We start from the raw sequence: 26,801 nt of genomic DNA on the forward strand, positions 1-26,801 counted from the left end.
GGAAAAAAGGCGGTCACACCCCAATATCAGAGGTGCAGCCGCCTCAGGTCTGACCCCGAACTCACGCGAAAAGCGATCACACCCCATCAAGCTGCAGCCGCTCCGGCACACGCAAAAGGCGGTCACACCCGACCATCAAGGTGCAGCCGCCTCAGGGGGTGTCCGCACGATCGAGATGCGGCCGGGCTACGCTCGGTGGATCATGACCGATCTGTTCGGAATCAACCATCTGACACTGTCCACGACCAACCTCGACCGGCTCGTGGCGTACTACACGGAGATGCTCGGAGCAACGCTCGCGTTCGAACGGGCCGCAACCTCTGCTGATCCGCGGATCGCGGTCCTCGATGTCGGCGGGGCCGACCATCTGATGCTCGTCGAAACCGCTACCGTCCCCGCCCTCGATCTTGATCCCCTGAACCGGGCGGGTTGGGGTCTGCGCGTGGGCACATACGCTCACCTGTGCGCGCTTCGCGAACGGATCCTGGATGCCGGGCAGTCGGTAGGAGAGATCGAGACCCTGCCCACGCAATGGACGATGACGGCTCGTGATCCCGATGGACGCCCTGTGGACATCCGGGCACATCGCCCTCGATGATCTTCCCGGCGAACAAGGTCTTTCCGGCGGTGTTGCCTCAGTCTCCTCCGGACCAGATCGCGATCTTGCTCTCGGGGACTGAAGACACCCTCAGGGCGCACCCCGGGCATACAAAAAGAGGCGGTCGCACCCGGCACCAGGGTGCAGCCGCCTCTTTTCGGAAAGCCTGCGTGAAGAGGGAAGTTACTTCACGGTGACGCTGGCGCCGGCACCCTCGAGGGCGGCCTTGGCCTTCTCGGCCTGCTCCTTGTTGACCTTGCCGTCGAAGACGGACTTGGGAGCGCCGTCCACCAGGTCCTTGGCCTCCTTGAGGCCCAGGGAGGTGAGGGCGCGGATCTCCTTGATGACCTGGATCTTCTTCTCGCCGGCACCCTCGAGGATGACGTCGAACTCGTCCTGCTCCTCGACCGCGGGGGCCTCGGCGCCGGCGCCGGCAGCGGCCGCGACGGCCGCGACGGGGGCGGCGGCCTTGACGTCGAAGACGTCTTCGAACTGCTTCACGAAGTCCGACAGCTCGAGGAGGGTCATCTCCTTGAACGCGTCGAGCAGCTCGTCGTTGCTGAGCTTCGCCATGATGGTTTCCTTACGTTTAGGACTTGCAGAAAACTAGGACCGGGACCGCGGGAAGTGCGGCAATCCCCGTGTTACTCGCCCGCCTCGTCGCGCTTCGCGCGCAGGGCTTCGGCCAGCCGAGCCATTTGCGTGGGCAGCGCGGCGAACAGCGCGGCAGCACCGCTCTGCTTCGCCTTGAGCGCGCCAGCAAGCTTCGCGAGGAGAACCTCGCGGGACTCGAGGTCGGCAAGCTTGGTGATCTCGGCGGCGTCGAGCGTCCTGCCGTCGAGGACACCGCCCTTGATCACCAGGAGGGGATTGGCCTTGGCGAAGTCACGCAGACCCTTGGCCGCCTCGACAACGTCACCGTTGACGAAGGCGATCGCGGTCGGACCGGCGAGCAGGCCCTCAAGGCCCGACAGACCGGCCTGATCAGCCGCGATCTTGGTCAGAGTGTTCTTCGCCACGGCGAACTTCGCATTCTCACCGAGAGAGACGCGCAGCTCCTTGAGCTGCGCGACGGTGAGACCGCGGTACTCGGTCAGAACGGCGGCAGCGCTGCCTTCGAACTCGCTCTTGAGCTCGGCAACCGCTGTCGCCTTATCCGCCCTCGCCATGGGCCTCCTTCCAGATGTGCCACCGGCGAAGGCGCTGAAATGAGAACAGCCCCGGGCGCAGGGCGCACGGGGCTCGCACATATGGATCAGACCATATGGGAAACTCGTATCACACCTGCGCGGGCCGTCCACATGACGTGGATCCTTCGGTCATCAGGCTATGAGGCACCTGACAACGACCGGCGGTCTTTGGCAACGACCACACTACGTGCTGGCCGCCGAGTTTCCAAATCGTTCTCAGTTGGTCGTGCCCTTGGGCAGCTCGCCGACCTGGTCGGCGGGCGGGGCCTCGATCTTCACCTGCTCGTTGAAGCCCTTGAAGAACAGGGTGGCGTCGAGCGTGGCGCCCTCCTTGGCACCGTTCAGCGCGAGCTTGCGCGGCAGGCCGTCCGAGCCCACCCAGATGTCGAACTTGACGTCCTTGAGCTCGGCCAGGCCCGTACGAGCCTGCTCCTGCTCGTCGGCAGGAAGCTGCTGCACGGCCGCGTCGACCGGGAACGAGCCGCTGTAGTGCGTGGTGTCGTCGCCGTTGACGGTCTCGTTGCCGACGGACTTCACGTCCTTCGATGCGGTGACCAGCTTGGTCACGTTGCCCAGATCGAACTGCTGGATCTGGCCCAGGTACTGGTTCACCTCGCTGGAGTTGCCCGCCTCGCTGAGCGAGACCTTGATCCACGGCTTCGTGGCGCCCACCAGCTCCTTGAGCGCCTCGACCTTGACGTAGACGGTGTCGCCCTGCAGCACGGCGCGCACGCCGCCCGGCAGGCTCCTGCCGCCCATGTCGATGCTGTCGAGGGTGAGGTCCACGGCGAGCTGGGGCTTGCTCTGGTAGACCATGCGCCCTTGCACCTTGCCGTTGCCCTCCTGCGGGCTCCCGACGTTGACCACGGCGTCGACCGTGTAACTGGTGACTTCCGCGGTCTTCTGCGCGGCCTGGTTGAGCACTTCCGAGGCGGCCAGATTGATCTGGATCGGCTGGGCGTTCGATCCACAACCCGCGACCGCCGCAACAACGAGCGCGGCACCGGCCGCGGTGAGTCCTATCGTGCGCTTCAGCATGTCTTTGACCCTACGTTTAAGTTCTGGTGTCGTTGCTTCTTCCCCGCACAAATAGGGGAAAACCCAGGGTTCTCCCCCACAAGTTCTGCACGCTCCCTTCACAACACACCGCACCAGGGAAACGCGAAGGTGACCGCACCGCCAGGAAGAAATGGCCCCGGGACGAGGGCATGGCGTCCAACGGTCGTCGTTGTCGACCGGCCACCGAGGAGATCCGCCCGGTCACCGAGTACCTGGAGAACCTTGCCTTGAGCGACTGCAGCCCGGTGACCTGCCGCAGACAGATCTTCGTCATCCCGAAGGGGACGCGGCTGCGACAGTCGTCGGTCCCGGCATGCCCATCACCAGGAGCGAAGATCATTGAGCACCGAAATCGCACATACACCTCGCCTGCTGTGACATTACTGTGAGCGGATGAGTGAGGAGTCGACGCCGCAGGTGTTCTCGACGACATGCGTCGAGGCGCTTCCCGTGCCTGCCGAAGGCTACGTCCAGATGCCGCACACGGGCGGACCAAGCGTCGAGCAACCCTCAACTGGCCGACGACCTCGCTGACGTGGTGCGGGCCCAGCAGAAGCCCGTAGTTCAGAGAAGCCCGCATCCGCTGCCCGATGCTGAACGTCAACCCGAAGCAGCGGACGAACCTGACCCGGTATCCCTGGGCGGCGGCGGAGAGGTACGTCCTCAGGATCCGAGCGCGTGCCCTGTCGTTGCGTCGATGTGGTCAGGGATCTCGGCATGGCGGTCGCCGACCGTCGGTGTCCCCGTGGGCTCGAACATGAGAATCGCGGCTCCGGTGGGCGCAGACGGCTTGTGCTCCGTGCCGCGGGGGACGGTGAATACCGCGCCCGCAGGGAGCCGGACCGCGCGCTCCCCACCGGGCTCACGCAAGGAGATGTGCAGCTCCCCATCGAGAACCAGGAAGAACTCGTCAGTGTCGTCATGGACGTGCCAGATGTGCTCGCCCTCGACCTTGGCAATGCGTACGTCGTAGTCGTTGACGCGCGTGACGATGCGAGGGCTCCACAGGTCGTCGAAGGTGGCGAGGGCCTTACTGAGGACAATGGGTTCGATGCTCACGCATAAATCCTGGTCCATCGAGCATGCTCGGCGTGAGTGCTAGGAATAGCATATGACGCAAGGATCCTCGCACGTCGCCCATGCTGCGGGCCCGCACCGGGTCATCGTGATCGTGGACGAGAACTCCAACCCCTTCGAGCTGGGCTGCGCGACCGAGATCTTCGGCCTGCGCAGACCCGAGCTCGGACGCGATCTCTACGACTTTCGCCTGTGTTCCCCCGAGCCGCGCACCCTGATGAGGGACGGGTTCTTCACACTCACGGGCGTCGCCGGCCTGGAAGCGGCCGAATCGGCAGATACGTTGATCGTCCCCAACCGTCCCGACGTCGAGGTGCCCCGAAGAACCGCCGTGCTCGATGCCATCCGGCGGGCGCATGCGCGCGGCGCCCGCCTGGTCGGCTTCTGCAGCGGTGCTTTCACCCTGGCCGAGGCAGGAGTCCTCGACGGGCGCCAGGCCACCGCGCACTGGCAGTGGGCGGATTCCTTCCGGGCCCGCTTCCCTTCTGTCCGGCTCGAAACAGACGTGTTGTTCGTGGACGACGGCGACATCCTCACGGCCGCGGGGAGCGCAGCCGCGCTCGACCTCGGCCTGCACATCGTCCGCCGCGATCACGGCGCGGAAGTCGCCAACTCTGTGAGCCGACGGCTCGTCTTCGCCGCCCACCGCGACGGTGGGCAACGGCAGTTCGTGGAGCGGCCCGTGCCTGTGGTGCCGGACGAGTCCTTGGCGCCTATCCTTTCCTGGGCGCAGGAGCATCTGGACGCCCCGCTTACGGTGTCCGACCTCGCAGCGCGCGCCTCGGTCAGTCCGGCCACCCTGCACCGCCGTTTCCAGGTGCAGATGGGCACCACACCGCTGGCGTGGCTCACAGGCGAACGACTCGCCCTGGCATGCCGGCTGATTGAGCGGGGCGAGTCGCGCTTCGAGACGGTCGCGCGGCACAGCGGGCTGGGCACCGCTACCAATTTGCGTGCGCTGATGCGTCGCAAGATCGGGCTCACTCCGTTGGAATACCGGCACCGATTCGGCCCGGGGATAGGCAGGGATCGACCTGACCTCCTAACAGGCCACAACGAACCGTGACTCAACGTCTGCCGTCGCGCCGGCAGCAAACAGACTGCCTGACCCGGCGATGGCGGCGCCCCAGTTGCCAAGATCGGCCTGGTGCGGATAAGCGCCGAGAAGCAGAAAAGAGCCCCGCCCGCGAAAGCGGACGAGGCTCTTCGTCTGTCTGAAGAACACCTGCTCGGCCGGAGGACAGATGCGGGCACCTGTCCCGCCGGCCGGAAGAAGCGTTATTCGGCGGCGTCGCCGACCAGGCCACGGGTGACGTTGGGGTCGACCGGGACGCCCGGGCCCATCGTCGTGGAGAAGGTGACCTTCTTCAGGTAGCGGCCCTTGGCGGCCGACGGCTTGAGACGCAGCACCTCGTCAAGGGCGGCGGCGTAGTTCTCGATGAGCTGGCGCTCGGGGAACGACGTCTTGCCGATGATGAAGTGCAGGTTGGCCTGCCGGTCGGTGCGGAACTCGATCTTGCCGCCCTTGATCTCCGTCACGGCCTTGGCGACGTCGGGCGTCACGGTGCCGGTCTTCGGGTTGGGCATGAGACCACGCGGACCGAGCACGCGGCCCAGGCGGCCGACCTTGCCCATCATGTCCGGGGTCGCCACGACGGCGTCGAACTCGTTGAGCCGGTTGCCCTTGGCGATCTCGTCGATCAGCTCGTCGGCGCCGACGATGTCAGCGCCCGCCTCGCGGGCCGTCTCGGCACGGTCACCGGTCGCGAAGACCAGGACCCGGGCGGTCTTGCCGGTGCCGTGCGGGAGGTTGACCGTGCCGCGCACGATCTGGTCGGCCTTGCGCGGGTCGACGCCCAGCCGCAGCGCGACCTCGACGGTGGCGTCGAACTTGGTGGCCGACGTCTCCTTGGCCAGCTTCGCGGCGTCGGCGGGCGTGTAGAGCTTGTCGCGGTCGATCTTGGCTTCCGCGTCCTTGTGCGCCTTGCTGCGCTTCATGATGACTCCTTGTGGTACGCGGGCCTCGTGTGGCAAGGCCCTCCCACGGACTGGGGAAAGTTAGTCGGCTACCGTGATGCCCATCGACCGGGCGGTGCCGGCGATGATCTTCTCGGCCGCCTCGATGTCGTTGGCGTTGAGGTCGGGCATCTTCGTCTCGGCGATGCTGCGAAGCTGCTCGCGGCTCAGCCGGCCGACCTTGTCACGCTGCGGGACAGCGCTGCCCTTGTCGAGACCGAGGGTCTTCTTGATCAGCTCAGGCGCCGGCGGCGTCTTCGTGATGAAGGTGAAGCTACGGTCTTCGAAAATGGTGATCTCGACGGGGATGATGTTGCCCCGCTGAGACTCCGTCGCAGCGTTGTACTGCTTGACGAACTCCATGATGTTGACGCCGTGGGGACCGAGGGCGGTACCCACCGGCGGCGCCGGGGTGGCCTGTCCAGCGGGAAGCTGGACCTTCACCAGTGCGGCAATTTTCTTCTTCGGAGGCATTCGTCCTTCTCCGGGTCCTGATTGCGATGCCGTCAGTGCCGCGGTTACGGCCCGACATGTCGGAGGCCGCCTTACTCAACGAGCGACCCGCCACACCGCACTGCCGCGTCTGGCCAAAGTCATTGGCGGCAGTCCATCGTGCGATGGGTCTCGTTGGTCGCGAAGGCGGCCAGCCGAACGTCTAAGTGTATGTGATCGTCTTAGATCTTTGAGACCTGGTTGAACGAGAGCTCCACCGGAGTCTCGCGGCCGAAGATCGAGACGAGCACCTTGAGCTTCTGCGACTCGGGGCTGATCTCGCTCACCGAGGCGGGCAGCGTGGCGAAGGGACCGTCCATGACCGTGACCGACTCGCCGATCTCGAACTCGACCGTCGGGCCCGTGGCCGTCTTGCTGGAGGCCTTCTTGCTCTCCTCGGTCGGCTCCGGCGCCAGCAGTTTGGCGACCTCGTCGAGGCTGAGCGGGCTCGGCTTGTTGGACAGGCCCACGAAACCGGTCACGCCAGGCGTGTTACGCACGGCGGCCCAGGACTCGTCGGTCAGCTCCATGCGCACCAGCACGTAGCCGGGCAGCACCCGCTCCTTGACCGGAACCTTCTTGCCGCTCTTGAACTCCTGGACGGTGTGCGTCGGCACCTCGACCTGGTAGATGTAGTCCTCCATGTTGAGCGACACGTTGCGGCTCTCGATGTTGGACTTCACCCGGTTCTCGTAACCGGCGTAGGAGTGAATCACATACCACTCGCCGGGCTGGCCCCGCAGCGTGGTCTTGAACTCCTCGACCGGGTCAACCTCGGGAAGGTCCTCTTCCTCCGCCTCAGCGGACTCCGCCACGGCGTCCGCCTCGTCGGACTCCTCGTCCTCGGAGTCGTCGTCAGAGTCCTCGTCATCGTCGTCGGAGTAGGAGTCCTCGTCGTAGGAATCCTCGGAGTCCTCGTCGTCGGAGTCCGCCTCAGCGGAGGCCGCTACGGCAGCGTCCTCCAGCGCGGCAGGAGTCTCCTCGACCTCGGCCTCGTCGGCCTCCTCAAGGGTCGCCTCGACGCCCTCGTCGCGGGCCTCACCCAGCTCGTCGCCCCACTTGTCAGTGGATTCTCCGAGCTCGTCGCCCCGCTTGTCGCGAGGGTCCTCGGCCGGAACAGAAGACTCGGACACGTGACCTTTCCTCTTTCGTCGTATCGAATGGCGTCCCCGTCAGTGGACACCATGCGGCGTGCGCAGGCTTACTTACTGCCCGCCGAAGACGCGGAGGACCGCCCAGCCAAGGGCGGCGTCGAGCCCGTACACGATCCCGACCATGATCAGAACGAATATCAGAACAACCGTGGTGTAGGTGACGAGATCCTTGCGTGTCGGCCAAATGACCTTGCGGAGCTCGTTGACGACCTGCCGATAGAAAAGGGCAGGTGAAGTGCGTGTCTTCTTTTCGCCACTCGGCTTGCCTGCGGTCTCGCCGCGCGTGTCGATCGCCACAGTCCTCACCTGAATCTGTCGTATCCAACGCAGTTTTGCGGCGCGCTTACACGCCATTATTGCGCGGACCGCACTCGCAGGGCACGAGGGACTCGAACCCCCAACCGCCGGTTTTGGAGACCGGTGCGCTACCAATTGCGCCAGTGCCCTATGTCATCGACCAGCCTACCCCGATCGACTCACTGCCTAGACCGAACCGCGCGCCGACATGCGGCGGCAGGACCAGCGAAATCATACGGGGGATTGCCGGGTACGTCGAACCGATTGGTGATCGCCCAGGTCACGCGCGCGTCGGGGCCGCGTGGGAGCATGGAGGCATGTCCATCCGACCGCGCATCTCAGCGAGAATTTCCGCGATTTCCGAGTCCGCCACGCTGGCCGTCGACGCCAAGGCGAAGGCGATGAAGGCGGCTGGACGCCCCGTCATCGGCTTCGGCGCCGGTGAGCCCGACTTCCCGACGCCCGGTTACATCGTCGAGGCGGCGATCGAGGCGGCGGGCAACCCCCGCTTCCACAAGTACACCCCGGCGGGCGGCCTCCCTGAGCTCAAGCAGGCCATCGCCGCCAAGACCCGGCGCGACTCCGGCTACGCCGTCGAGGCTTCGCAGGTGCTCGTCACCAACGGCGGCAAGCAGGCCGTCTACCAGGCGTTCGCGACGCTGCTCGACCCGGGCGACGAGGTGCTGGTCGTCGCCCCCTACTGGACGACCTACCCCGAGGCGATCAAGCTGGCGGGGGGCGTGCAGGTCGACGTGGTGGCCGACGAGTCCACCGGCTACCTGGCGAGCGTGGCGCAGCTTGAGGCCGCGCGCACCGAGCGGACGAAGGTCCTGCTGTTCGTCTCGCCGTCCAACCCGACGGGCGCCGTCTACTCCCGCGAGGAGACGGTGGCGATCGGCCGCTGGGCGGCCGAGCACGGCCTGTGGGTCGTCACCGACGAGATCTACGAGCATCTCGTGTACGGAGACGCCGAGTTCACCAGCATCGCCACGGCCGTTCCCGAGCTGGGCGACCGGGTCGTGATCCTCAACGGCGTGGCCAAGACGTACGCGATGACCGGCTGGCGCGTGGGCTGGCTGATCGGTCCCGCCGACGTGGTGAAGGCGGCCACCAACCTGCAGTCCCACGCCACCTCCAACGTCTCCAACGTCGCGCAGATGGCGGCGCTCGCGGCGGTTTCCGGCGATCTGTCGGCGGTGGCGGAGATGCGCACGGCGTTCGATCGGCGGCGGCGGACGATCGTGCGGCTGCTCAACGAGATCCCGGGCGTGTTCTGCCCTGAGCCGAAGGGGGCGTTCTACGTCTATCCGTCGGTCAAGGAGCTGATCGGCAAGGAGCTGCGCGGCAAGCGGCCGCAGTCGTCGAGTGAGCTGGCGGAGCTGATCCTGGAGGAGGCCGAGGTGGCGGTGGTGCCCGGGGAGGCGTTCGGCACGCCGGGCTACTTCCGGCTGTCCTACGCGCTCGGTGATGACGACCTGGCCGAAGGGATCGCCCGCCTGGCCAAGCTCCTGTCCGAAGCACGCTGAGCCCTCCGGCCACCTGCCGCGCCGGGCGAAGGCGGGGTCAGCCTGAGGTGGTGACGCCGGCGGCGATCGGCTTGATCTCCGTGGCGAGTCCGGGCGTGGCCGCGATGTAGACGGCCGTGCCCGGGCGCGCCAGCCACATGAAGTTGTACATCCCGGTCCTGGTGGTCCAGCGCAGCGCCGGCCGCCCCTTGTACGCCGTCAGCGTCGACCTGTCGACCAGCGTGGCGAACTGTTCGGCCGCGCGCACCCCGCACACCACCCCGACGTACACCTGCTCGTCGTTCTCCCGCCAGGTCGTGCCCTTGACCGTGAGCCGGCGGGTGAGCGACCCCAGACGGGCGAACGAACCCTCCCTGGTCAGGCCCGCGGGCATGGCCGGGAACGCCACCTTGGTGGCGCCGCAGCCCAGCCGCCCGGAGCTTTTGCCCGGCACCGGCTCGGCGAGCGGCGGCGTGGCAGGGGCCGTCTCCTCGGCGCGGGGCCGCGGCGCCTCGCCGCCGGTCCCGCAGGCGGTCAGCGCGAGCAGGAGGAACCCCGCTGCCAGACGCCGCATCGACCCCCCTGACGTAAGTGGTAATTCCCGCGAAAAGGACGGGGAAAAGGCTTCTAGTCTCCTACAGGAGCTCTGGCCGAGGCGGCAATAGCGAGCAGTTCTTTGCCGAGCGAGTCGCTGACCCGGATCCACGCGCCCGTGCCGGCGCGCTCCAGCCAGGCGATCAGCAGCCCGCCGCCCGGGTGCGCGCCGATCACGGCGGGCTTGCCGCGCACCGTGGTGACATGGGCGTTGAGCAGGCCGATCCGCTCCCGGAAACTCTGCCACGAGGCCGTGGCGGCGCCGTGCTCGACGTGACCCTCGACGTACCCGGCGGAGGAGCGGAACATGGCCCAGTCGCCCGGCCCCCGGATCGCTTGCCCGCCGCCGCGGACGAGCCCGGCGGGCAGGTAGGTGAGCCAGAGGTCATCGGAGATCACCGCGAGGGTGGCCTGAACCGACGACACGCCGCGAACCGGTCCGACCGCCCCAGAAGCGGACGGAACAGACACGGACGGAACAGGCGCGGACGGCGCGAAGGTCTCCATGGCGGTGGGGGCGGGCGCCTCCAGCACGACCGGTACGGAGGCGGCGGGACGGGGGCGGCCGAAGCCCGAGGCGAACAGCCCGTAGATGACGAAGGCCGTCACGCCGAGCGCCACCGTCGCGAACACCGCGCGCCATCCCTGCCCGATGCCGCCGCCGAGCCCCTCAGGCATCATGCCTCCTTGATCCCCCGTCCGCCCTCGTCCGCAACCCACGAACCCACTGCCAGGTTGAATGGCAAGATATGTAAATGCCACGGCCCTTGCACACGCTTCCGAAGGCCCATCTCCACCTGCACTTCACCGGCTCCATGCGGCACTCCACGCTGATCGAGCTGGCCTGGGCGCAGGGCATGCATCTGCCCGACGCCCTGGAGCAGGACTGGCCGCCCAGGTTGCGGGCCACCGACGAGCGTGGCTGGTTCAGGTTCCAGCGGCTGTACGACATCGCCAGGTCCGTGCTGACCCAGCCCGAGCACGTCTACCGGCTGATGCGGGAGACGGCGGAGGACGAGGTGGCGGCCGGGTCGCGATGGCTGGAGATCCAGGTGGACCCGTCGGGCTACGCGCAACGTTTCGGCGGCCTGACGGCCACGCTGGAGCTGATGCTGGACGCCGTGGCGAACGCGGCCGAGCACGCCAGGATCGGCATCGCGGTGATCGTGGCGGCCAACAGGACCCGGCATCCGCTCGACGCGAACACGCTGGCCAGGCTCGCCCTTCAGTACACCCGCCAGGGCGTGGTCGGCTTCGGGTTGTCCAACGACGAGCGCCGGGGCCAGGCACGCGACTTCGAGCGGGCCTTCCGGATCGCCAAGCGGGGCGGCCTGGTGGCCGTACCGCACGGGGGCGAGCTGATGGGGCCGCGCAGCGTCGCGCAGTGCGTCGACGACCTGGGCGCCGACCGGGTCGGGCACGGGGTGCGCGCGGCCGAGGACGATCGGCTGATGCAACGGCTGGCCGACCGGCAGATCTGCTGCGAGATCTGCCCCACCTCCAACGTGGGGCTGGGGGTGGCCGAGAAGGCCGCCGACGTGCCGCTGCGGCGGCTGTTCGACGCGGGGGTGCCGATCGCGCTGGGGGCGGATGACCCGCTGTTGTTCGGTACGCGGCTGTTGCGGCAGTACGAGCTGGCCCGGGACGTCTACGGCTTCAAGGACGCCGAGGTGGCCGAGCTGGCCCGGCAGTCCATCCGGTCGTCCGCCGCCCCCGAGTCCGTACGCAAGGAGTTGCTCAAGGGCGTGGACGACTGGCTCACGAGCTCACCGGAGTGACCCGGCGATGCGGACGGCCTCTTCCCGCGTCCGCACGCCTTCCAGGCGCAGGCCGAGCGTTTCCTGCTGCCAGATGAGGGTGGGGCCGGCCTGGCGCAGGGGCACCTCGGTGCCGTCCTGGCGGCGGATGTAGCCGAGCGGGTGCTCGCCCGGCACCCACCACGCGTCGTAGACGCCCACCTCGAGCCAGTCGGGGCCGGGCGGGCCGAGCTTCTTGAACAGGATCGGGTCGACGCCGCCGTCGAACTGGTCGAGCCTGACGCCGCCGGGCCAGAACATCGACACCACCCTGCCGCCGTCGGCGACCGTGGCCCGCTGCGGTGGTCCGAGGGCGGTCAGCGTCTTGACCCCGAACCTGGCGCTTGTCACTTCGGCGGTGGGCACGGGGTGCTCGCCGGGCATGGGGGCCGTGGTGGTGACGGGCTCGGGCGTCGTGTCGCCGATCCGGAACTCGATGCCGGCGAAACGCAGGATCGTCCGAACGGCGGCGCGGCCCTGGGGGGTCGCGGCCGTGATGGCGATGACGACCACGACCACGGCCGCGACCACCCGCCACCGCGTCCGCCGGGCGCGCCGCGCCGGCCTCCGGGGCTGAGGCAGGACCGGGCTCGGGAAGGGCCCATGCGCCGGATCGGGCGAGCGCTCGGGATCAGCGGAGTGGCCGTCAGAAGGCAGGGGATCGGCGGCGGGCAGGCCGTCGGCGGGCAGGGCGTCGGCGGGCAGTGCGTCGGCGAGGCGGGCGCGGACGGCGGCGGCGACGTCGGAGGGCTGCGGGCTGGGCACGTCGAGGAGCTCACCGAGCGCCAGCAGCTCGGCTTCCAGGTCGTCGAAAGGCTCACGCGAGCTCATTGCCCACCTCCTCCCTCAGCCGGGCCAGCCCCCGATGGGTGCTGGACTTCACGGTGCCGACGGGCCAGTCGAGCACCTGCGCGGTCTCCGCCTCCGTCAGCTGTAAGAAGTACCGGCAGACGACGGCCTGGCGTTCCCGCTCGGGCAGCCCGCGGACGGCCGCGAGCAACCGCGAGCGCCGGTCGGCGGCCATCGCCGCGCCTTCGGGGTCGTCGGGCGCGCGTACGTCGGCGACGGAGCCGAGCCGGAGCGCCAGATCGGACCTGCGCCCCCGCGACCGGGTGAGGTTGTGGGTCTCGTTGACCACGATCCGCAGCAGCCACGGGCGGAACGGCGCGTCCCTGCGGAAACTCGCCAGATGCCGGAACGCCTTGACGAACGCCTCCTGCACCACGTCCTCGGCCTCGTCACCGGCGCCGAGCATGGCGGCGGTCCGGTGCGCGAGCGCGCTGTAGCGGGCGACCAGCTCCTCGTAGGCAGCAAGGTCTCCGTCCAGCGAGCGGGCGATCGCCTCGTCGTCGTCCATGACGAGTCAGATTCCACCGCATCGGCGGGCCGTGAGGGAAGGGTCTTCGTCCGGCATGTGACCCTCGGGCCTGATCGGGGCACTAGACTCGGGCAATCCGTGAGCCGCCTTGAAGGAACGGGACTATGTCTGGGTATGACCGTGTAGTGCAACCGGCGGCCGGTGACGAGGCCCTGGAGAACCACCTGGGTGGGGACGAGGCCAAGAACTATCGGCAGTACGAGTTCGACATGGTCGCTCCGCATGTCGGCCGTTCGATGCTGGAGATCGGCTCGGGGCTCGGCCACTTCGCCGAGCAGTTCCTGCCGCGCCTCGACAGGCTCGTCGTCAGCGACTTCGACCCCTACTGCGTCGAGCAGCTCGAAAAGCGCTTCGAGGGCCGCGACGACATCGGCGTCCTGCAGTTCGGGCTGCCGACGGACATCCCGCTTGAGGACAAGGTCGACACCGTCGTCATGATGAACGTCCTGGAGCACATCGAGGAGGACGCCGAGGCCCTGCGCTCGCTGGCCCGCGTCACGCTGCCCGGCGGCCGGATCATCATCTGGGTGCCCGGTTACCCGCAGCTCTACGGCGACTTCGACCGCAAGGTGGGCCACGTCCAGCGCTACACGCCCAAGACGCTGCGCGCGACGGTCGCCAAGGCGGGGCTCGACGTCGACGTGCTCAAGCCGATCAACTTCCTGGGCGGCATCGCCTGGTGGGCGGCCGTGCGCCGGGGCGGCGTCGGCTACCCGGACCCGCGGCTGGTCAAGATCTATGACCGCACGGTGGTGCCGACGACCCGCTTCATCGAGCGTTTCATCCGGCCGCCCTTCGGCCAGACGGTGTTCTGCGTGGCCCGGGTGCCCCAGAAGTAGACCTCTGGTGGAGGGCCCCGGGCGCGGTCACTTGATCGAGCCGGCGGTGAGGCCGCCCACCACCTTCCGCTCGATCAGCGCGAACAGGATGATCACCGGGATCGTGGCGATCACCGACCCGGCGAACAGGTTCTGCCAGTCCACCTGATATTGGCCGACGAACGAGTTGAGCGCCACGGTGAGCGGCTGGTTCGCCGGGGTGGTGGTCAGGGTCAGCGCGACCACGAACTCGTTCCACGCGGCGATGAACGTGAAGATCAGCGCGGTGATGACGCCCGGCATGGCCAGCGGCAGCGTGATCCTGAACAGGGCGCCGAAGCGCCCGTTCCCGTCGATGAACGCCGCCTCCTCCAGCTCCCGCGGGATCGAGGCGAAGTAGGCGTTGAGTATCCACACCGCGAACGCCAGGTTGAACCCGCCGTTGACCAGGATCAGCGACCAGATGGAGTCCACCAGCCCGAACTGGTAGAACTCCCGATAAATCCCGACGAGCATCGCGGTGGGCTGGAACATCTGCGTGATCAGCACCAGGATCAGGAACGCGGTGCGCCCCCGGAAGTCGTGCCGGGCCGTGTAGTAGGCCGCCGGCAGCGCCACCAGCAGCACGAGCAGCGTCGAGCCGCCGGCGACCTTGAGCGTCACCCACAGGTTGCCCGCCAGGCCGCTGGTCCAGAAGTCCGCGAGGTTCGACCACACCCACTCGTCGGGCCAGAACGTCACGTCGCGCAGCGAGCCCTGGGAGCGCAGCGAGGTCAGCAGCATCACCACGTACGGGAACAGGAAGATGAACGCGATGACGTACGCGCAGGCCGCGACGATCACCGTCTTGAGCCTGGGCATGCGGCCCGGCCCCGATCCTCGCGGCCGGGCGTGGTGGTGCGGTGCGGCGGTCTTGGGCACCGTGTCGACGGCCATCACGCCACCTCCTTGTTCCAGCGCGACACCTTGAGGAAGACCAGGGTCAGGACGATCACCATGCCGAAGTTGACGACCGACATGGCGGCCGATTCGCCGATGTTGGAGTTCTTCAGGAGGTACATGAGGATGGTCGAGGTGGTGGTGGAATAGCCGGGCTGGCCGCGGGTCATGGCCCAGATGATCGGGAAGCTGTTGAAGACGTTCATGACGTTGATCAGCGCCGCCACGGTGAGCGCGGGGCGCAGCAGCGGCAGCGTGATCGACCAGTAGGTCCGCAGCAGCCCGGCGCCGTCCATCCGGGCGGCCTCGTAGACGTCGGACGGGATCGTGGCCAGGCCGGCCAGCAGCGCGTACGTGGTGAACGGCACCGACACGAAGACCGCGACGAAGATCAGCCACGGCATCGCGGTCGAGGCGTCGCCGAGCTGGTCGGCCGCCGCGCCGCCCATCGCGTCGATCAGCCCGAGTTTGAGGCGGATCTGGTTGATCACGCCGACCTCGGGGTCGAGCATCCACTTGAAGATGATCGCCGTCATCAGCACGGACGCCGCCCACGGCGCGATCAGCGCCCAGCGGGCGAGCTTGCGCAGCGGGAAGCGCTGGTTGAACAGCTGGGCGAGGGCCAGCGAGATCAGCACGGTGAGCACGACGACCGCGACCACCCAGATCACGCTGCGGACCATGATGTCGGCGAAGTCCTTCTCGGCGAACAACTTGTCGTAGTTCGCGAAGCCGTTGCCGCCCTGGACCACGCCGAACCGGCTGATCTTGAGGAACGACGACCTGATCATCTCGATCACGGGCCAGACGACGACCAGCGCGATCAGCACCACGGCGGGCCCGACCCAGGCGAGGGGTTCGAGGGCGCGCAACCTTCTCATGAGCAACCTTCCATGACGGTACGGCCGGCGCATCCGGGGAAGCGCCGGCCGTACGGACCCTCGGTGGATCAGCCGGCCGCTTCCGCGGTCTTCTGGAGCTCACCGAGAACCTTGGCCGGGTCGTCCTTGACGGCCCCGCCGATGGTCTGCTTGATCGCCGGGTTCACCTCGGCCCACTTCGGGTCCTGGAACGGGTAGAAGCTCGCGTTGGGCAGCGCGTCGAGGAACGGCTTGAGCTTCTCGTCGCTCGCCAGCTTCTGGATGCCGCCGTTGGTGACGGGCAGCAGCTTGTACGTGTCGCTGATCTTCGTGGCCGCGCTGCCGGTGTAGAAGAAGTCGAAGAACTTCTTGATCTCGGCGGCGTGGCCGTTCTTGTTGAACGCCATGATCCAGTCCATGACGCCGAGCGTGGTGTCGAGCGCGCCGGCCTTGCCGGGGATCGGCACGACGCCGTAGTTCTTCAGCCCGGCCGCGTCGAAGATCGGGATGGACATGGGTCCGCCGTTGACCATGCCGACCTTGCCGGCGCCGAAGTCCTCCCAGACCGTCTTGCGGTCCTTGGTGCCCGGGTTGGGGGTGGTCAGCCCGGCGTCGACCAGGCCCTTCAGGTAGGTGAAGGTCTCGACGTTCTGCGCCGAGTCGATCGCCCACTTGCCGGCGGCGTCCTTGTAGCCGCCGCCGTTGCCGAGCATCCACAGGAACGACTCGCCCTGGGCCTCCTCCTGGCCGAGCGGCAGGCCGAACGGCTGCGTCACGCCGGCCGCCTTCAGTTTCTCGGCGGCGGCCTTGAGCTCGTCCCAGGTCTTCGGCGGCTCGGCGACGCCGGCCTTGGTGAACAGGTCCTTGTTGTAGAACAGGGCGCGGGCGGAGGAGACGAACGGGATGCCGTACGCCGTCCCGTCGACCTTGCCGAACTCCGCGAACTTCTGCAGCATGTCGCTGGAGACGTTCGGGGACAGGACCTCGTCCGTCTTGTACAGGAGCTGGTCCTTGACGAAGCCGGAGTAGTCGCCGGTCTGCAGGATGTCGGGCACCTGGCCGTTCTGGACCATGGTGGCGACCTGCTTGTCGATGTCGTTCCAGTTGATGACCTGGACGTCGACCTTGATGGTGGGATTGGCGGCCTGGAACTCGTCCACGACGCCCTTCCAGAACGTCTCGCCCGAGTTCGGCTTGCCGGGTCCGTCGCCGTAGTCGGCGGCGACCATCTTGAGCGTCACCTGACCGCCGCCCGAGGCCTGGGTGCCGCCTCCGCCGTCCGAGCCGCCGGAGCCGCAGCTCGACAGGACCAGCATCGTGGCGAGGCCGAGAGCGGCGCCGCCCAGAAGCTTCATGTTCACCGGTGATACCGCCTTCTCGTCGGACGGGTGAAGCTGGTCCGTACCAGCCAGCGGACTCCGCCCTGGGGGATGGAACCGCGCGGGCCGCAGCTCCACGCGTTTGCGTCAGCGTAAGCCTGCGTTGCGGAGGCGGTCTATACCGGCTTATTGCGGTTTGGCAACACTCACGACCGATTATGCGCACAACCGGTCTAGACCGGACGTCAGGTGATCTTCCGCCGGACGTTCTCCCCGCCCTGGGGTGCGCCGATCCACGGTCCCTCGATGGACGGGTCGAGGATGCCCTCCTCGACGAAGGTGTAGCGGCCGTCCAGCACGTACCCGGCCAGCCGCACGTCCTCGTCGTCGCTGTTGTCCCAGAGCCGCTCGAAGAGCGCGGCCACGCGGCGTCTGGCCTGGTGGCAGAAGGTGTCGGCGAGCTCGTACGGCCTGCGCCCGAGGTCCCGCGCGTCCTCGTGCGCCTTGACGCACGCCGCCGTCATGGCGAACAGCTCGCCCCCTATGTCGACGATCCTGCCGAGGAAGCCCTGCTTGTGCTCCAGGCCGCCCTGCCAGCGGGACATGCCGTAGAAGGTGGACCTGGCCACCTTCCTGCTGGTCCGCTCCACGAAGCGCAGGTGCCCGGCCAGGGGGCCGAACTCGGCGTACGAGGTGGGCAGGTTGCCGGTCCCGGCGACCAGCGTGGGCAGCCACCTGGCGTAGAAGCGGCTGGCCCGGCCCAGGGCCTGGGCGCGCTCCTGCCGGGACGCCTCCGGGTTGATCAGCTCGCCGGCCGCCGTCAGGTGGGCGTCCACCGCCTCCCTGGTGATCATCAGCCGCATGATCTCGGAGGAGCCCTCGAAGATGCGGTTGATGCGGGAGTCGCGCAACATCTGCTCGGCGGGCACGCCGCGCTCGCCCCTGGCGGCCAGCGACTCGGCGCTCTCGTAGCCGCGCCCGCCTCTGATCTGGACCAGCTCGTCCAGCGCCTGGTACGACAACTCCGAGGCGTACAGCTTGGCCAGGGCCGCCTCGATCCTGATGTCGTTGCGCTGGTCGTCGGCCAGGCGGCTGGTGAGCTCGCAGACGGCGTCGAGCGCGTACGCGGTGGCCGCGATGAAGGCGATCTTCGTGGCCACGGCCTCGTGCCGGCCGAGTTTGTGGCCCCACTGCACGCGCGCGTTGCCCCACTCCCTGGCGATCTTGACGGCCCACTTGGCGTTGCCCGCGCAGGTCGCGGGAAGGGACAGGCGGCCGGTGTTCAGCGTGGTGAGCGCGATCTTGAGGCCGTGCCCCTCCTTGCCGATCAGGTTCCTGGCCGGGACCCGGACCTGGGAGAACTCGGTGACGCCGTTCTCGATCCCGCGCAGCCCCATGAAGCTGTTGCGCCGCTTGACCGTGATGCCCGGGGAGTCCGCCTCGACCACGAACGCACTGATCTTCTTGCCCGTCCTGGCCATGACGACGAGCAGGTTCGCGACGACGCCGTTCGTCGTCCACAACTTGACGCCGTCGAGCACGTAGTCGTCGCCGTCGCGGACGGCGGTGGTGGACAGGCGAGCGGGGTCGGAGCCGACGTCGGGCTCGGTCAGCAGGAACGCCGAGATCTCGCCCCTGGCGCACCGGGGCAGGAACTCTCGTTTCTGCTCCTCGGTGCCGAACAGCTTGAGCGGCTGCGGCACCCCGATCGACTGGTGCGCCGACAGCAGCGTGGCCAGCGCCGGGCAGTAGGAGCCGATGAGCGTGAGCGTGCGGCAGTAGTACAGGTAGGGCAGCCCGAGGCCGCCGTACTCCTCGCTGATCGTGATCCCGAACGCGCCGAGCTCCGCCAGGCCGCGCACCACGTCGTCCGGCACCTGGGCGGTGCGCTCGATGAGGGCGGGATCGACGTGCGCGTCCAGGTAGCGCCGCACGGCCCGGACGAACTCCTCACCCCGCTTGGTCGCCTCATCGGAGAGCGTGGGCGCCGGATGCACGAGATCCAGCCGGAAGTCTCCGAGGAAGAGTTGCTTGGCGAAGCTCGGCCGGGTCCACTCCTTCTCCCGGGCCTGCTCACCGACCTGCCTGGACTCCGCGTACTTGGCGTGCTCGGTCATAGCACCTCCAGACGTTGCGCCGTCTTGTGCTAGTGGGTACTGCCCGCCTGACGGCGCCTTGCGCCGTTTATAACCGGATTTTGTTGGAACGGCGAGCATCGACCTGACTTTCGTCAGGGATGGTTCTGGACGGACGGCCGATCCGAAGGACGGACTCCCCCTTCTAGGTTTCTCCCGTCACCCTGAAACGGAGAGAACCAGTGAAGATCCTTTTGATCGGCCTCTCAGCCGCGCTGACCCTCACCCCGGCCCCCCAGATGACGCCCGCCGCCATCGACGCCTACCTGCGGCAGGCGATGGAGTCGACCGGGCTGCCCGGCTTGTCGGTGGTCGTGACGCACGGCGGCGAGGTGGTGCACGCCGCCGGGTACGGCCATGACTCCGAGGGACGCCCGGTCACCGAGCACACCCCGATGCGCGTGGCCTCGCTCAGCAAGTCGTTCACCGCGATGGCGGTGATGACGCTCGTGGAGCGCGGCAAGATCGCGCTGGACGAGCCGGTGGCCGGGCAGCTTCCCGGCTTCGCGATGGCGGACCCGCGCGCGGCCAGGATCACCGTGCGCCAGTTGCTCAACCAGACCTCCGGCCTGTCGGACACCACGGTCGACATCGGCCGGGTGGAGGAGGCCACCTCCCTGGCCGACTACACCGCCCGCCTGGCCGATTCCCGGCTCGCCGCCGAGCCCGGCACCGACTGGGAGTACTGCAACGTCAACTACGACCTGGCCGCCAGGCTGGTCGAGGTGGCGAGCGGCCTGCGGTTCGGCGACTTCATGCGGGACCGCATCTTCGGCCCGCTCGGCATGAAGTCCAGCGCCGTCAGCGAGCAGGTGGTCAGACCGGCCGACGGCTACAACTCGATCTTCGGCGCCTGGCTTCCCCGGCCCGAGATGCCGGCTTTCCACGACGACAGCGGCGCCGGCGGCGTCATCACCACCGCGGCGGACATGGGCAAGTGGCTGATCGCCCAGACGGGCGACGGCAGCCCGCTGGTCAAGCGGCAGAGCCTGGAGACCATGCACGCGCCCACCGAGATCCAGGACTACGGCATGGGCTGGAGCATCGAGGAGGACACGGGACAGCTCACCCACTCGGGGAACCTGTTCACCTACACCGCCGCCGAGGCCGTCTCCCCCAAGACCGGATACGGCTTCGCCGTCATGAGCAACAGCGCCGCGCTGACCGACGAGACCTACGCCATCATGCTCGGCCTGACGGCGATGAGCGAGGGCCGGACCCCAGAGGCCCCAGGGGGCGACCGGCAGCTGTTCGAGCTCGTGCTGGGCGCGATGGCGGCGGTCGCGGCCGGGCTGGGCATCCTGGGCGTGCTGCGGGCCCGCCGGTGGACCGCCAGGCGGGCGGGCCGGCCGTGGTGGCGGATCGGGCTGCGGCTGGTGCCCGTGTTGCTGCCGGCGGCGGTGCTGGCCGCCTACCCGGATGTGATCTCGTTCCTGTCGAACGGCCGGACGGTCACCTGGGAGCAGCTCGCCTACTTCCCCGCGCCGTTGTCGATCTCCCTGGTGGTGATGGCGCTGGCGGGGGTGATCGTCGCGGCGGCCAGAGTCGCGGCCTGGCCGCGTTCAGCGGACGGGACGCGGCTGGGTTCAGCGGACCGGACCCGGCAAGCCGGCCGACGGGACCCGGCGCCCCGGCCGTAGTGGCCGGGGTGCCGGTGATCGCGTCAGAGCCGTTCGATGATCGTGACGTTGGCCTGGCCGCCGCCCTCGCACATCGTCTGCAGCCCGTAGCGGCCGCCCGTGCGCTCCAGCTCGTGCAGGAGCTTGGTCATCAGGATGGTGCCCGTGCCGCCCAGCGGGTGGCCGAGCGCGATGGCGCCGCCGTTGGGGTTGACGCGGGCCGGGTCGGCGCCGAGCTCCTTCATCCAGGCCAGCGGCACCGGCGCGAACGCCTCGTTGATCTCGACGACGTCGATGTCCTCGATCTTCATGCCCGCCTTCTTGAGCGCCCGGTGGGTGGCCGGGATCGGCGCGGTGAGCATGTAGATCGGGTCGTCGCCCATGAGCGCGAGCTGGTGGATGCGGGCGCGCGGCGTCAGCCCGTGCTCCCTGACCGCGTCCTCGGAGGCGATCAGCACCGCGCCCGAGCCGTCGGAGATCTGCGAGGAGGTGGCGGCGGTGATCTGGCCGCCCTCCTTCAGGGTCTTCAGGCCGCCCATCTTCTCCAGCGTCGTGTCCGCGCGCGGACCCTCGTCGTCCTCGACGCCGTTGATGGGGGCGATCTGGTCCTTGAAGTAGCCGTTCGCGATGGCCTTGGCGGCCCGCTGGTGCGACTCGAACGCGTACTGCTCCAGCACCTCGCGGGTGTAGCCCCACTTCTCGCACATCAGCTCCGCGCCGCGGAACTGCGAGATCTCCTGCTTGCCGTACCTCTCGACCCACTTGTCGCCGAACGGGAACGGCATGCCCTTCTCCAGCGCGGCCGTGATCGAGGAGCCCATGGGCACGACGCTCATCGACTCGACGCCGGCCGCCACGACCAGATCCTGGGTGCCGGACAGCACGCCCTGGGCGGCGAAGTGGATGGACTGCTGTGAGGAGCCGCACTGCCGGTCGATCGTGACGCCGGCGGTGGTCTCGGGCAGACCCGCGGACAACCAGGCGTTGCGCGCGATGTCCATGCTCTGGGGGCCGAACTGCATGACGCACCCCATGATGACGTCCTCGACCGCCTCGGGATCGACCCCGGTGCGGTCGATGAGCGCCCTCAGCGTGTGCGCGGCCAGGTCAGTGGGGTGGACGGTGGAAAGGCCGCCCTTCTTCTTGCCGACGGGGGTGCGAACCGCCCCGACGATGTACGCCTCTGCCACAGTGCCTCCTGGAAACCGAGCATTATTCGGTAACTAGGTGCAGAGTACAACAGAACGACGTTCTGTGGCTGCCTACGCCGGAGGCACAAGGCCCTCCGCCTCGTCGATCCTGAACCGCCAGCGGTCGACGACGAGCCCGTTCAGCGCCTCGGACAACTCCAGGGCCAGCGCCCCCAGCTTGACCGGCTCGTCACCGCGCAGCTCGATCGCGGTCAGCTCGGTGGCGAAGGGCAGCAACTCCCGTACGGCCGGGGGCTGCCCCTTCTGAGGCACCAGCACGGCCTTGATGTCGCCCGCGGTGAAGGTGTAATCGTCGTCCTCCACCGGCTCCAGCAGCGGCGCCAGCTCCTCGGGCGCCGGGCGTACGGGGAGGATGACGGCGGGGCCGGTGCCCTCCAGATCGGCGGGATCGCTCACCTCGCCACGGCACACCGCGAGCCCCTTGAGCCGGAAGGCGATGCCCTCGGCGAGGTAGCGGTCGAAGAAGTCCAGCGGCAGGGGCCCCTCGGCGGCCACCTTGACCGCCCACACCTTCTCCAGCACGCCACCCGTCAGGTCGGCGTCGGCCTCCACCGCCGCCGAGACCCGGACGTCGGCGGCCACGATGTCGTCGCCGTCCTTCCTGGCGTCCGGATCCGCGAGCCGCACGATGCGCAGCAGCTCGGCCGGATCGGGTTTGGCCGGCAACGCCGCCGTCGGGCCAGTCCGCAGTCGCCGCTTCGCCATCCAGCCCATCGCACGCCTCCGCGCTCAGCTTCGGTAAGAGCCAGTCATCGTCGCGTAGACGATGATGTTGTCGGTGTAGTGCCCTGTGCGCCGATCGTACGTCCCGCCACAGGTGATCAGGTGAAGCTGCGCGGTCTCCTGGGGCCCGTAGACCCGCTGGGTCGGAAACGTCTTCTTGCTCGCCTGCTCCACGCCGCCGACGGTGAACACCGCGGTGGTCTTGTCCTGCCGCTTGACCTCGATCTTGTCGCCGTTCTCGATCTGGAACAGGCGGTTGAAGACGGCGGCACGGGTCCTGGTGTCCTTGTGCCCGAGCAGCACGGCCGGGCCGGCCTGGCCCGGGGCGGACATGTTGCGGTACCACCCGGCCAGGTTGTGGTTCTCCGAGGGCGGCACCTGGATCGTCCCGTCCTTGGCCAGCCCGACGGAGGTGATCGGCGCGTTGATCCCGAGCCTTGCGATCACCAGCCGCACGGGGGTGGACGGCAACATCGCGGGCGCGGGGGTGATCTGCGGCAGCGGCGGCGGCACGTCGGGGGCCGCCTGGAACAGCGCCTGCTCGGGCTTGCCGGACGCCGGCTGCGACGGCAGGGCCAGGCTGTCCCTGTCGCTGCTCGCCAGGCCGTACTCGTTCGGGGAGCGCAACACGATCAGCAGCCCGGCCACCACCGTGACGACGCCGGCGATGGCGGCCACGATGAGCACGGTCCTGAGCGCCGTGCCGCCCTTGTCCGCGGGCGGCGGCCCGGCCGGGCCGCCGTACGGATACTGCCCCGACATGCCCGTCAGCCCTTGGTCGCGTTACGGCGGCGCATGAGCAGCCCGCCCGCGGCCGCGGCGCCGATCAGGACGGTGCCGGTGAGGATGAACATCCGCCCGTCGGGCCCCATCGTGCCACCGGCCCCGGTGTCGGCCCCGGCCTTAGGGGTCTTCGACTTGTCCTCCGCCGGGGTGACGGTCACCGTCGCGGTGCGGGTGTTCGTGGTCTTCGGCGTGGGGGTCGGTGTGGGCGTGGGGGTCGGTGTCGGCGTCGGCGTCGGGGTGGTGCTCGGCGTCGACGACCCGGTGCTGCCCGTCGTGACGACCATGTTCGCCGAAGGTCCGCCGGAGGTGCCCGGCTGGCAGGCGAGCATGGTCGCGCCGTTCACCATCAGGTTGAAGTCGCCGCCCTTGAAGCCGACCGTGCCGGTGGCGGTCGGCTTGACCACCATGGTCATGGTCGGCAGCGGCATGGGCGCACCGGCCGTGATCGTCGTGGCCGGTATGGCCGTCATGCCGACCGTCACCGGCGCCGAGGGCACCGGCGAGCCGCTGGGAGTGACGACTCCGGAGGCCACGACGGTGCTGGTCGGGGTGATCGGCACATCGACGAGAAGCTGGCTCGCCAAGGCGGTCGGCTGGGCGATGTCCCACGTGACGGTGAGCGTGGCACTGGGCGTGATGGCCGCCGCGGGGGTCCGCAGCTCCATCCGGAAGGGGACTGCGGCGGTCGGGCCGCCCTCGACAGAGCAGTTGTAGACCACGTCTACCGGTGCCGCCAGCGCGGCCACCATGGGCAGCGCGCCGAAGATCCCTGCGCCTACGACGGCCATGGCAGATGTCTTGAGGGCGACGCGCCGCCGCGCCTTTGACGTCAGCACTTCCATCTCCAATTCAGCGCAGTATCTACAGTCGTGCCAGAATTACAGCCATTGGTCACGGTCAGGTGTAGATCCTACGAACTGTCCCTGTCAACTTCCCGCAAACCGGCAAATCGGCCGCAAACATCATCAAATCTTCTTCTTTGACAACGTTGCGTACACAACGATGTTGTCCTTGTAACTGTGCGCGCCCTTGTCGAGGACGCCGCCGCACGTGATGAGCCTGAGCTGCGCCCCGCCGGTGTTGCCGTACACCCGCGCCGTCGGGAACTGCGACTTGCTGGCCTGCTCGATCCCGCTCACCGTGTAGCGGGCGATCTTGCCGTCCGACCGGTACACGTAGATCTGGTCGCCCTTGACCAGCTCCGACAGCCGGGCGAAGACGGCGGGTCCCTTGCGGGTGCTGACGTGGCCGTCGATCACGGTCGGCCCCGCCTCGCCGGGCAGCGGCGAGAAGCGGTACCAGCCCGCCAGGTTCTGCCTGGTGAGGGACGGCGTGCCGAGAACGCCCTTGATGTCGACCGAGACCTGGCCCACGGGCGCGTTCACCTTGATCTTGGGGATCTTGATGCGCGACGGCTTGGCCTTGGTCTTGGCGGCCTGCGTCTTGGCCGCCGGAATCGGGGCCACCGTCTGCACGGCGGGCAGGGGCGCCGGGGCGCCGATGCGGGCGGGAGTCAGGCCCGCCGAGCCGCCCGGGCCGACCGTGGCCGGCAGGACGAACGCGCCCGCGTTCTCGATCTGCACCGTGGACGGCTTGTCCAGGGCCACCGGCCCCGGCCCTGAGCCGTCGTCGACCGGAGGCGCCAGGGAGAGCAGGCCCACCATGACGGCGCCCACTCCGGCCAGGGAACCGGCGATCAGCAGGCCCGGCAGCGCCCTGTTCAGCGGCGACTGCGCCGGCTTCTCCTCGGTCATCACTTCACCCCTCCGGCGTGCGCGGCGCGACGGCGCCACAACAGCAGACCTCCGGTCGCGCTGCCCGCGATCATCACGGACCCGCTCAGAATCAGCCCGTACGCCCCGCCACCGGCCGGTGGATCGGGCGCCTCACCCGTGCCGACTCCGCCCTTCGGCGTCTTGGCCACCTGCGCTCTCACATACTTCGTCGCCGTGGGCGACGCGGACTTCGAGGTTGTGGGAGTCGTGCTGACGTTCCCCGGGATGACGCTCACCAGCCCGTCCGTGGGCCAGGTGCCCTGCGGCTGCGTGGCACTCGCCGATCCGCTCGGCGACGTGCTGGGCGACGTGGTGGTCGTCGGCGTGGTCGTCGGGGTGTTCGTGGTCGTGGGCGTGCCCGTGGTCGTCGGCGGCGGCGAGGTGTCTCCGCCCGTCACAGTGATCTCGACGACGTCCGGCGCGCTGACCACCCGGCAGGTGCTCCGGTGCAGCGTCGGCGGCTCGACCATGGCGCGGGTGTGCAGCTTGAACGCGTCCAGGTTGATGGGCGTGTTGTCCAAGCCCTTGATCTTGACGGTGTGCTCGCCGTAAGGCAGGTCGGTCCGCTGCCAGAGGGAGACGTTGCCGTCGGTCGCGTTCGTCGGAGTTCCGTTCCGGGTCAGCTTGGGGTCCACGGTGCCCGAGTTGTCGCCGTCGACGGTCACGTTGACCCTGCTGACGCCCGGCATGCGGCGTCCGATGTACTCGAAGCCGGTGCCGATGAAGGAGATACTGGCCTCGTCGGTGCCGTTCGGGCTGGTGTGCACGTCACTCAAATAATCTTTGTACTCTTGAGGCGTGGACGATTTAAGCTCCCAGGCCCCCAGATAGTCGATGCGATCCAGCTCGTTGTTGTTGACGGTGATCTCTCCGGCGGGTGGGGTGAAGTCCACGGTCATGCCCTGGGGTCTGAGGCTGATCACGCCCTTGTCCGTGAGGTGCGCCGACGAGCTGAGCGAGGTGGGCATCTCCAACCCCACGTTGGGCTGCAGCTCCGCCTGGTCCTTGGTGCCGTGGGCCTCCAGCACGCCGTTCCACGCGCCGGCGAGCTTCATGTTGCCGACCATGGAGGTGAGGGCGCCGGCCTCGAAGTATCCCGGCGAGAGGAACCTGCGGACCTCGTCGTATTCGAGCGACCAGCCGAGGTTGAGCGAGCTGCCCACCCGGACCACGGTCGGGATGTTCACCCGTGCCTTGACCTTCACCGGCCCGGCGCCCGCGATGCCCCCCGTGCAGCTGTAGTCGACCACGAGGTTGAACGACTCGGCGTCCGCGGGCGTCATGACGAACGCCGCGGATGCCGCCATGCCCACCGATGCGGCGATTAACGCCTTGCGCCATCGACTCACGGGAGACTCCGATCACCCACACTAGACCGAGGGTAGATCTTAGAGTCGAAACCACCCGCAACACACACGGATCGCCGCATCTTCCAGCACTTGTGATGAACCCGTGTCCAG

General features: G+C 68.4%; 28 protein-coding genes and 1 tRNA gene. 6 read left to right on the top strand and 23 right to left on the bottom strand.

Going from position 1 to position 26,801, the window contains the following annotated elements; translation table 11 throughout:
* Positions 1-202 precede the first annotated feature (202 nt).
* Positions 203-598 carry a VOC family protein gene (locus ACWD0F_RS30995; RefSeq protein WP_449881525.1) on the top strand — a complete coding sequence of 132 codons (396 nt, stop codon included), beginning with the start codon at positions 203-205 and terminating at the stop codon, positions 596-598.
* A gap of 183 nt (positions 599-781) precedes the next feature.
* Here the strand turns inward: ACWD0F_RS30995 and rplL are convergent, their stop codons facing one another.
* The 4 genes from rplL to ACWD0F_RS31015 all read right to left on the bottom strand — a co-directional run bounded on the left by rplL (position 782) and on the right by ACWD0F_RS31015 (position 3,906).
* On the bottom strand, positions 782-1,171 hold the full coding sequence (gene rplL / locus ACWD0F_RS31000; protein ID WP_449881527.1) for a 50S ribosomal protein L7/L12: 390 nt from the start codon (positions 1,169-1,171) through the stop codon (positions 782-784).
* Positions 1,172-1,242: 71 nt separating this feature from the next.
* Complete coding sequence (gene rplJ, locus ACWD0F_RS31005) at positions 1,243-1,767, bottom strand: 50S ribosomal protein L10 (protein ID WP_449881529.1); 525 nt, start codon at positions 1,765-1,767, stop codon at positions 1,243-1,245.
* A gap of 237 nt (positions 1,768-2,004) precedes the next feature.
* Complete coding sequence (locus ACWD0F_RS31010) at positions 2,005-2,826, bottom strand: LppX_LprAFG lipoprotein (protein WP_449881531.1); 822 nt, start codon at positions 2,824-2,826, stop codon at positions 2,005-2,007.
* Positions 2,827-3,510: 684 nt separating this feature from the next.
* Entirely contained in the window at positions 3,511-3,906 is a 396-nt protein-coding gene (locus tag ACWD0F_RS31015; RefSeq protein ID WP_449881533.1) for a cupin domain-containing protein, read from the bottom strand.
* Between the two features lie 52 nt (positions 3,907-3,958).
* On the opposite strand from ACWD0F_RS31015, the gene ACWD0F_RS31020 reads away from it, so the two are divergent.
* Positions 3,959-4,990: a helix-turn-helix domain-containing protein gene (locus ACWD0F_RS31020; RefSeq protein WP_449881536.1), complete on the top strand. Its 1,032-nt coding sequence runs from the start codon at positions 3,959-3,961 to the stop codon at positions 4,988-4,990.
* 212 nt (positions 4,991-5,202) lie between these two features.
* Here the strand turns inward: ACWD0F_RS31020 and rplA are convergent, their stop codons facing one another.
* The 5 genes from rplA to ACWD0F_RS31045 form a co-directional block, all read right to left on the bottom strand.
* Positions 5,203-5,922 carry a 50S ribosomal protein L1 gene (rplA, locus tag ACWD0F_RS31025; protein ID WP_449881537.1) on the bottom strand — a complete coding sequence of 240 codons (720 nt, stop codon included), beginning with the start codon at positions 5,920-5,922 and terminating at the stop codon, positions 5,203-5,205.
* A 60-nt stretch (positions 5,923-5,982) separates the two neighbouring features.
* The gene (rplK, locus tag ACWD0F_RS31030; RefSeq protein WP_449881539.1) at positions 5,983-6,414 is read right to left on the bottom strand and encodes a 50S ribosomal protein L11; all 432 of its coding nucleotides are present in this window, start codon (positions 6,412-6,414) and stop codon (positions 5,983-5,985) included.
* A 200-nt stretch (positions 6,415-6,614) separates the two neighbouring features.
* On the bottom strand, positions 6,615-7,397 hold the full coding sequence (nusG, locus tag ACWD0F_RS31035; RefSeq protein ID WP_449881942.1) for a transcription termination/antitermination protein NusG: 783 nt from the start codon (positions 7,395-7,397) through the stop codon (positions 6,615-6,617).
* A gap of 240 nt (positions 7,398-7,637) precedes the next feature.
* Positions 7,638-7,883, bottom strand: coding sequence for a preprotein translocase subunit SecE (gene secE, locus ACWD0F_RS31040; protein WP_449881541.1), 246 nt, complete (start codon positions 7,881-7,883; stop codon positions 7,638-7,640).
* A 77-nt stretch (positions 7,884-7,960) separates the two neighbouring features.
* Positions 7,961-8,033, bottom strand: a tRNA-Trp gene (locus ACWD0F_RS31045).
* A 167-nt stretch (positions 8,034-8,200) separates the two neighbouring features.
* On the opposite strand from ACWD0F_RS31045, the gene ACWD0F_RS31050 reads away from it, so the two are divergent.
* A complete protein-coding gene (locus tag ACWD0F_RS31050; protein WP_449881543.1) occupies positions 8,201-9,409 on the top strand; it encodes a pyridoxal phosphate-dependent aminotransferase in 1,209 nt (402 codons plus the stop codon).
* A gap of 37 nt (positions 9,410-9,446) precedes the next feature.
* Here the strand turns inward: ACWD0F_RS31050 and ACWD0F_RS31055 are convergent, their stop codons facing one another.
* Together ACWD0F_RS31055 and ACWD0F_RS31060 are read right to left on the bottom strand one after the other, a co-directional pair.
* Entirely contained in the window at positions 9,447-9,962 is a 516-nt protein-coding gene (locus tag ACWD0F_RS31055; RefSeq protein ID WP_449881545.1) for a hypothetical protein, read from the bottom strand.
* Positions 9,963-10,015: 53 nt separating this feature from the next.
* Positions 10,016-10,663, bottom strand: coding sequence for a hypothetical protein (locus tag ACWD0F_RS31060; RefSeq protein WP_449881547.1), 648 nt, complete (start codon positions 10,661-10,663; stop codon positions 10,016-10,018).
* A gap of 74 nt (positions 10,664-10,737) precedes the next feature.
* Here ACWD0F_RS31060 and ACWD0F_RS31065 point away from each other — a divergent pair, with 74 nt between their 5' ends.
* Entirely contained in the window at positions 10,738-11,760 is a 1,023-nt protein-coding gene (locus ACWD0F_RS31065) for an adenosine deaminase (protein WP_449881549.1), read from the top strand.
* Here the strand turns inward: ACWD0F_RS31065 and ACWD0F_RS31070 are convergent.
* Entirely contained in the window at positions 11,749-12,609 is an 861-nt protein-coding gene (locus tag ACWD0F_RS31070; protein ID WP_449881551.1) for a hypothetical protein, read from the bottom strand. The genes ACWD0F_RS31065 and ACWD0F_RS31070 overlap by 12 nt on opposite strands.
* Positions 12,596-13,135: an RNA polymerase sigma factor gene (locus ACWD0F_RS31075; protein WP_449881553.1), complete on the bottom strand. Its 540-nt coding sequence runs from the start codon at positions 13,133-13,135 to the stop codon at positions 12,596-12,598. The genes ACWD0F_RS31070 and ACWD0F_RS31075 overlap by 14 nt, the downstream gene beginning before the upstream one ends.
* Before the next feature lie 125 nt (positions 13,136-13,260).
* On the opposite strand from ACWD0F_RS31075, the gene ACWD0F_RS31080 reads away from it, so the two are divergent.
* Positions 13,261-13,995, top strand: coding sequence for a class I SAM-dependent methyltransferase (locus ACWD0F_RS31080; protein ID WP_449881556.1), 735 nt, complete (start codon positions 13,261-13,263; stop codon positions 13,993-13,995).
* Positions 13,996-14,022: 27 nt separating this feature from the next.
* Here ACWD0F_RS31080 and ACWD0F_RS31085 read toward each other — a convergent pair whose 3' ends face one another.
* From ACWD0F_RS31085 to ACWD0F_RS31100, 4 genes are all read right to left on the bottom strand, one after another.
* Complete coding sequence (locus ACWD0F_RS31085) at positions 14,023-14,910, bottom strand: carbohydrate ABC transporter permease (protein ID WP_449881558.1); 888 nt, start codon at positions 14,908-14,910, stop codon at positions 14,023-14,025.
* Positions 14,910-15,794: a carbohydrate ABC transporter permease gene (locus tag ACWD0F_RS31090; RefSeq protein WP_449881561.1), complete on the bottom strand. Its 885-nt coding sequence runs from the start codon at positions 15,792-15,794 to the stop codon at positions 14,910-14,912. The genes ACWD0F_RS31085 and ACWD0F_RS31090 overlap by 1 nt, the downstream gene beginning before the upstream one ends.
* Before the next feature lie 68 nt (positions 15,795-15,862).
* Positions 15,863-17,128 carry an extracellular solute-binding protein gene (locus tag ACWD0F_RS31095; RefSeq protein WP_449881563.1) on the bottom strand — a complete coding sequence of 422 codons (1,266 nt, stop codon included), beginning with the start codon at positions 17,126-17,128 and terminating at the stop codon, positions 15,863-15,865.
* A 209-nt stretch (positions 17,129-17,337) separates the two neighbouring features.
* Positions 17,338-19,209, bottom strand: a complete 1,872-nt coding sequence (locus ACWD0F_RS31100) for an acyl-CoA dehydrogenase family protein (protein WP_449881565.1) — start codon at positions 19,207-19,209, stop codon at positions 17,338-17,340.
* A gap of 200 nt (positions 19,210-19,409) precedes the next feature.
* Here ACWD0F_RS31100 and ACWD0F_RS31105 point away from each other — a divergent pair, with 200 nt between their 5' ends.
* Entirely contained in the window at positions 19,410-20,867 is a 1,458-nt protein-coding gene (locus ACWD0F_RS31105; RefSeq protein WP_449881568.1) for a serine hydrolase domain-containing protein, read from the top strand.
* Between the two features lie 23 nt (positions 20,868-20,890).
* Here the strand turns inward: ACWD0F_RS31105 and ACWD0F_RS31110 are convergent, their stop codons facing one another.
* The 6 genes from ACWD0F_RS31110 to ACWD0F_RS31135 form a co-directional block, all read right to left on the bottom strand.
* Complete coding sequence (locus ACWD0F_RS31110) at positions 20,891-22,036, bottom strand: acetyl-CoA C-acetyltransferase (protein ID WP_449881571.1); 1,146 nt, start codon at positions 22,034-22,036, stop codon at positions 20,891-20,893.
* A 72-nt stretch (positions 22,037-22,108) separates the two neighbouring features.
* Positions 22,109-22,762 carry a hypothetical protein gene (locus tag ACWD0F_RS31115; RefSeq protein ID WP_449881574.1) on the bottom strand — a complete coding sequence of 218 codons (654 nt, stop codon included), beginning with the start codon at positions 22,760-22,762 and terminating at the stop codon, positions 22,109-22,111.
* A 24-nt stretch (positions 22,763-22,786) separates the two neighbouring features.
* Positions 22,787-23,542 carry a class F sortase gene (locus ACWD0F_RS31120; RefSeq protein ID WP_449881576.1) on the bottom strand — a complete coding sequence of 252 codons (756 nt, stop codon included), beginning with the start codon at positions 23,540-23,542 and terminating at the stop codon, positions 22,787-22,789.
* Positions 23,543-23,547: 5 nt separating this feature from the next.
* Entirely contained in the window at positions 23,548-24,354 is an 807-nt protein-coding gene (locus tag ACWD0F_RS31125; protein WP_449881578.1) for a hypothetical protein, read from the bottom strand.
* A gap of 177 nt (positions 24,355-24,531) precedes the next feature.
* Positions 24,532-25,320 carry a class F sortase gene (locus ACWD0F_RS31130; protein ID WP_449881580.1) on the bottom strand — a complete coding sequence of 263 codons (789 nt, stop codon included), beginning with the start codon at positions 25,318-25,320 and terminating at the stop codon, positions 24,532-24,534.
* Positions 25,320-26,648 carry a hypothetical protein gene (locus ACWD0F_RS31135; RefSeq protein ID WP_449881582.1) on the bottom strand — a complete coding sequence of 443 codons (1,329 nt, stop codon included), beginning with the start codon at positions 26,646-26,648 and terminating at the stop codon, positions 25,320-25,322. The genes ACWD0F_RS31130 and ACWD0F_RS31135 overlap by 1 nt, the downstream gene beginning before the upstream one ends.
* Positions 26,649-26,801: the final 153 nt, after the last annotated feature.

The sequence above is a fragment of the Nonomuraea sp. NPDC002799 genome (assembly GCF_053592075.1).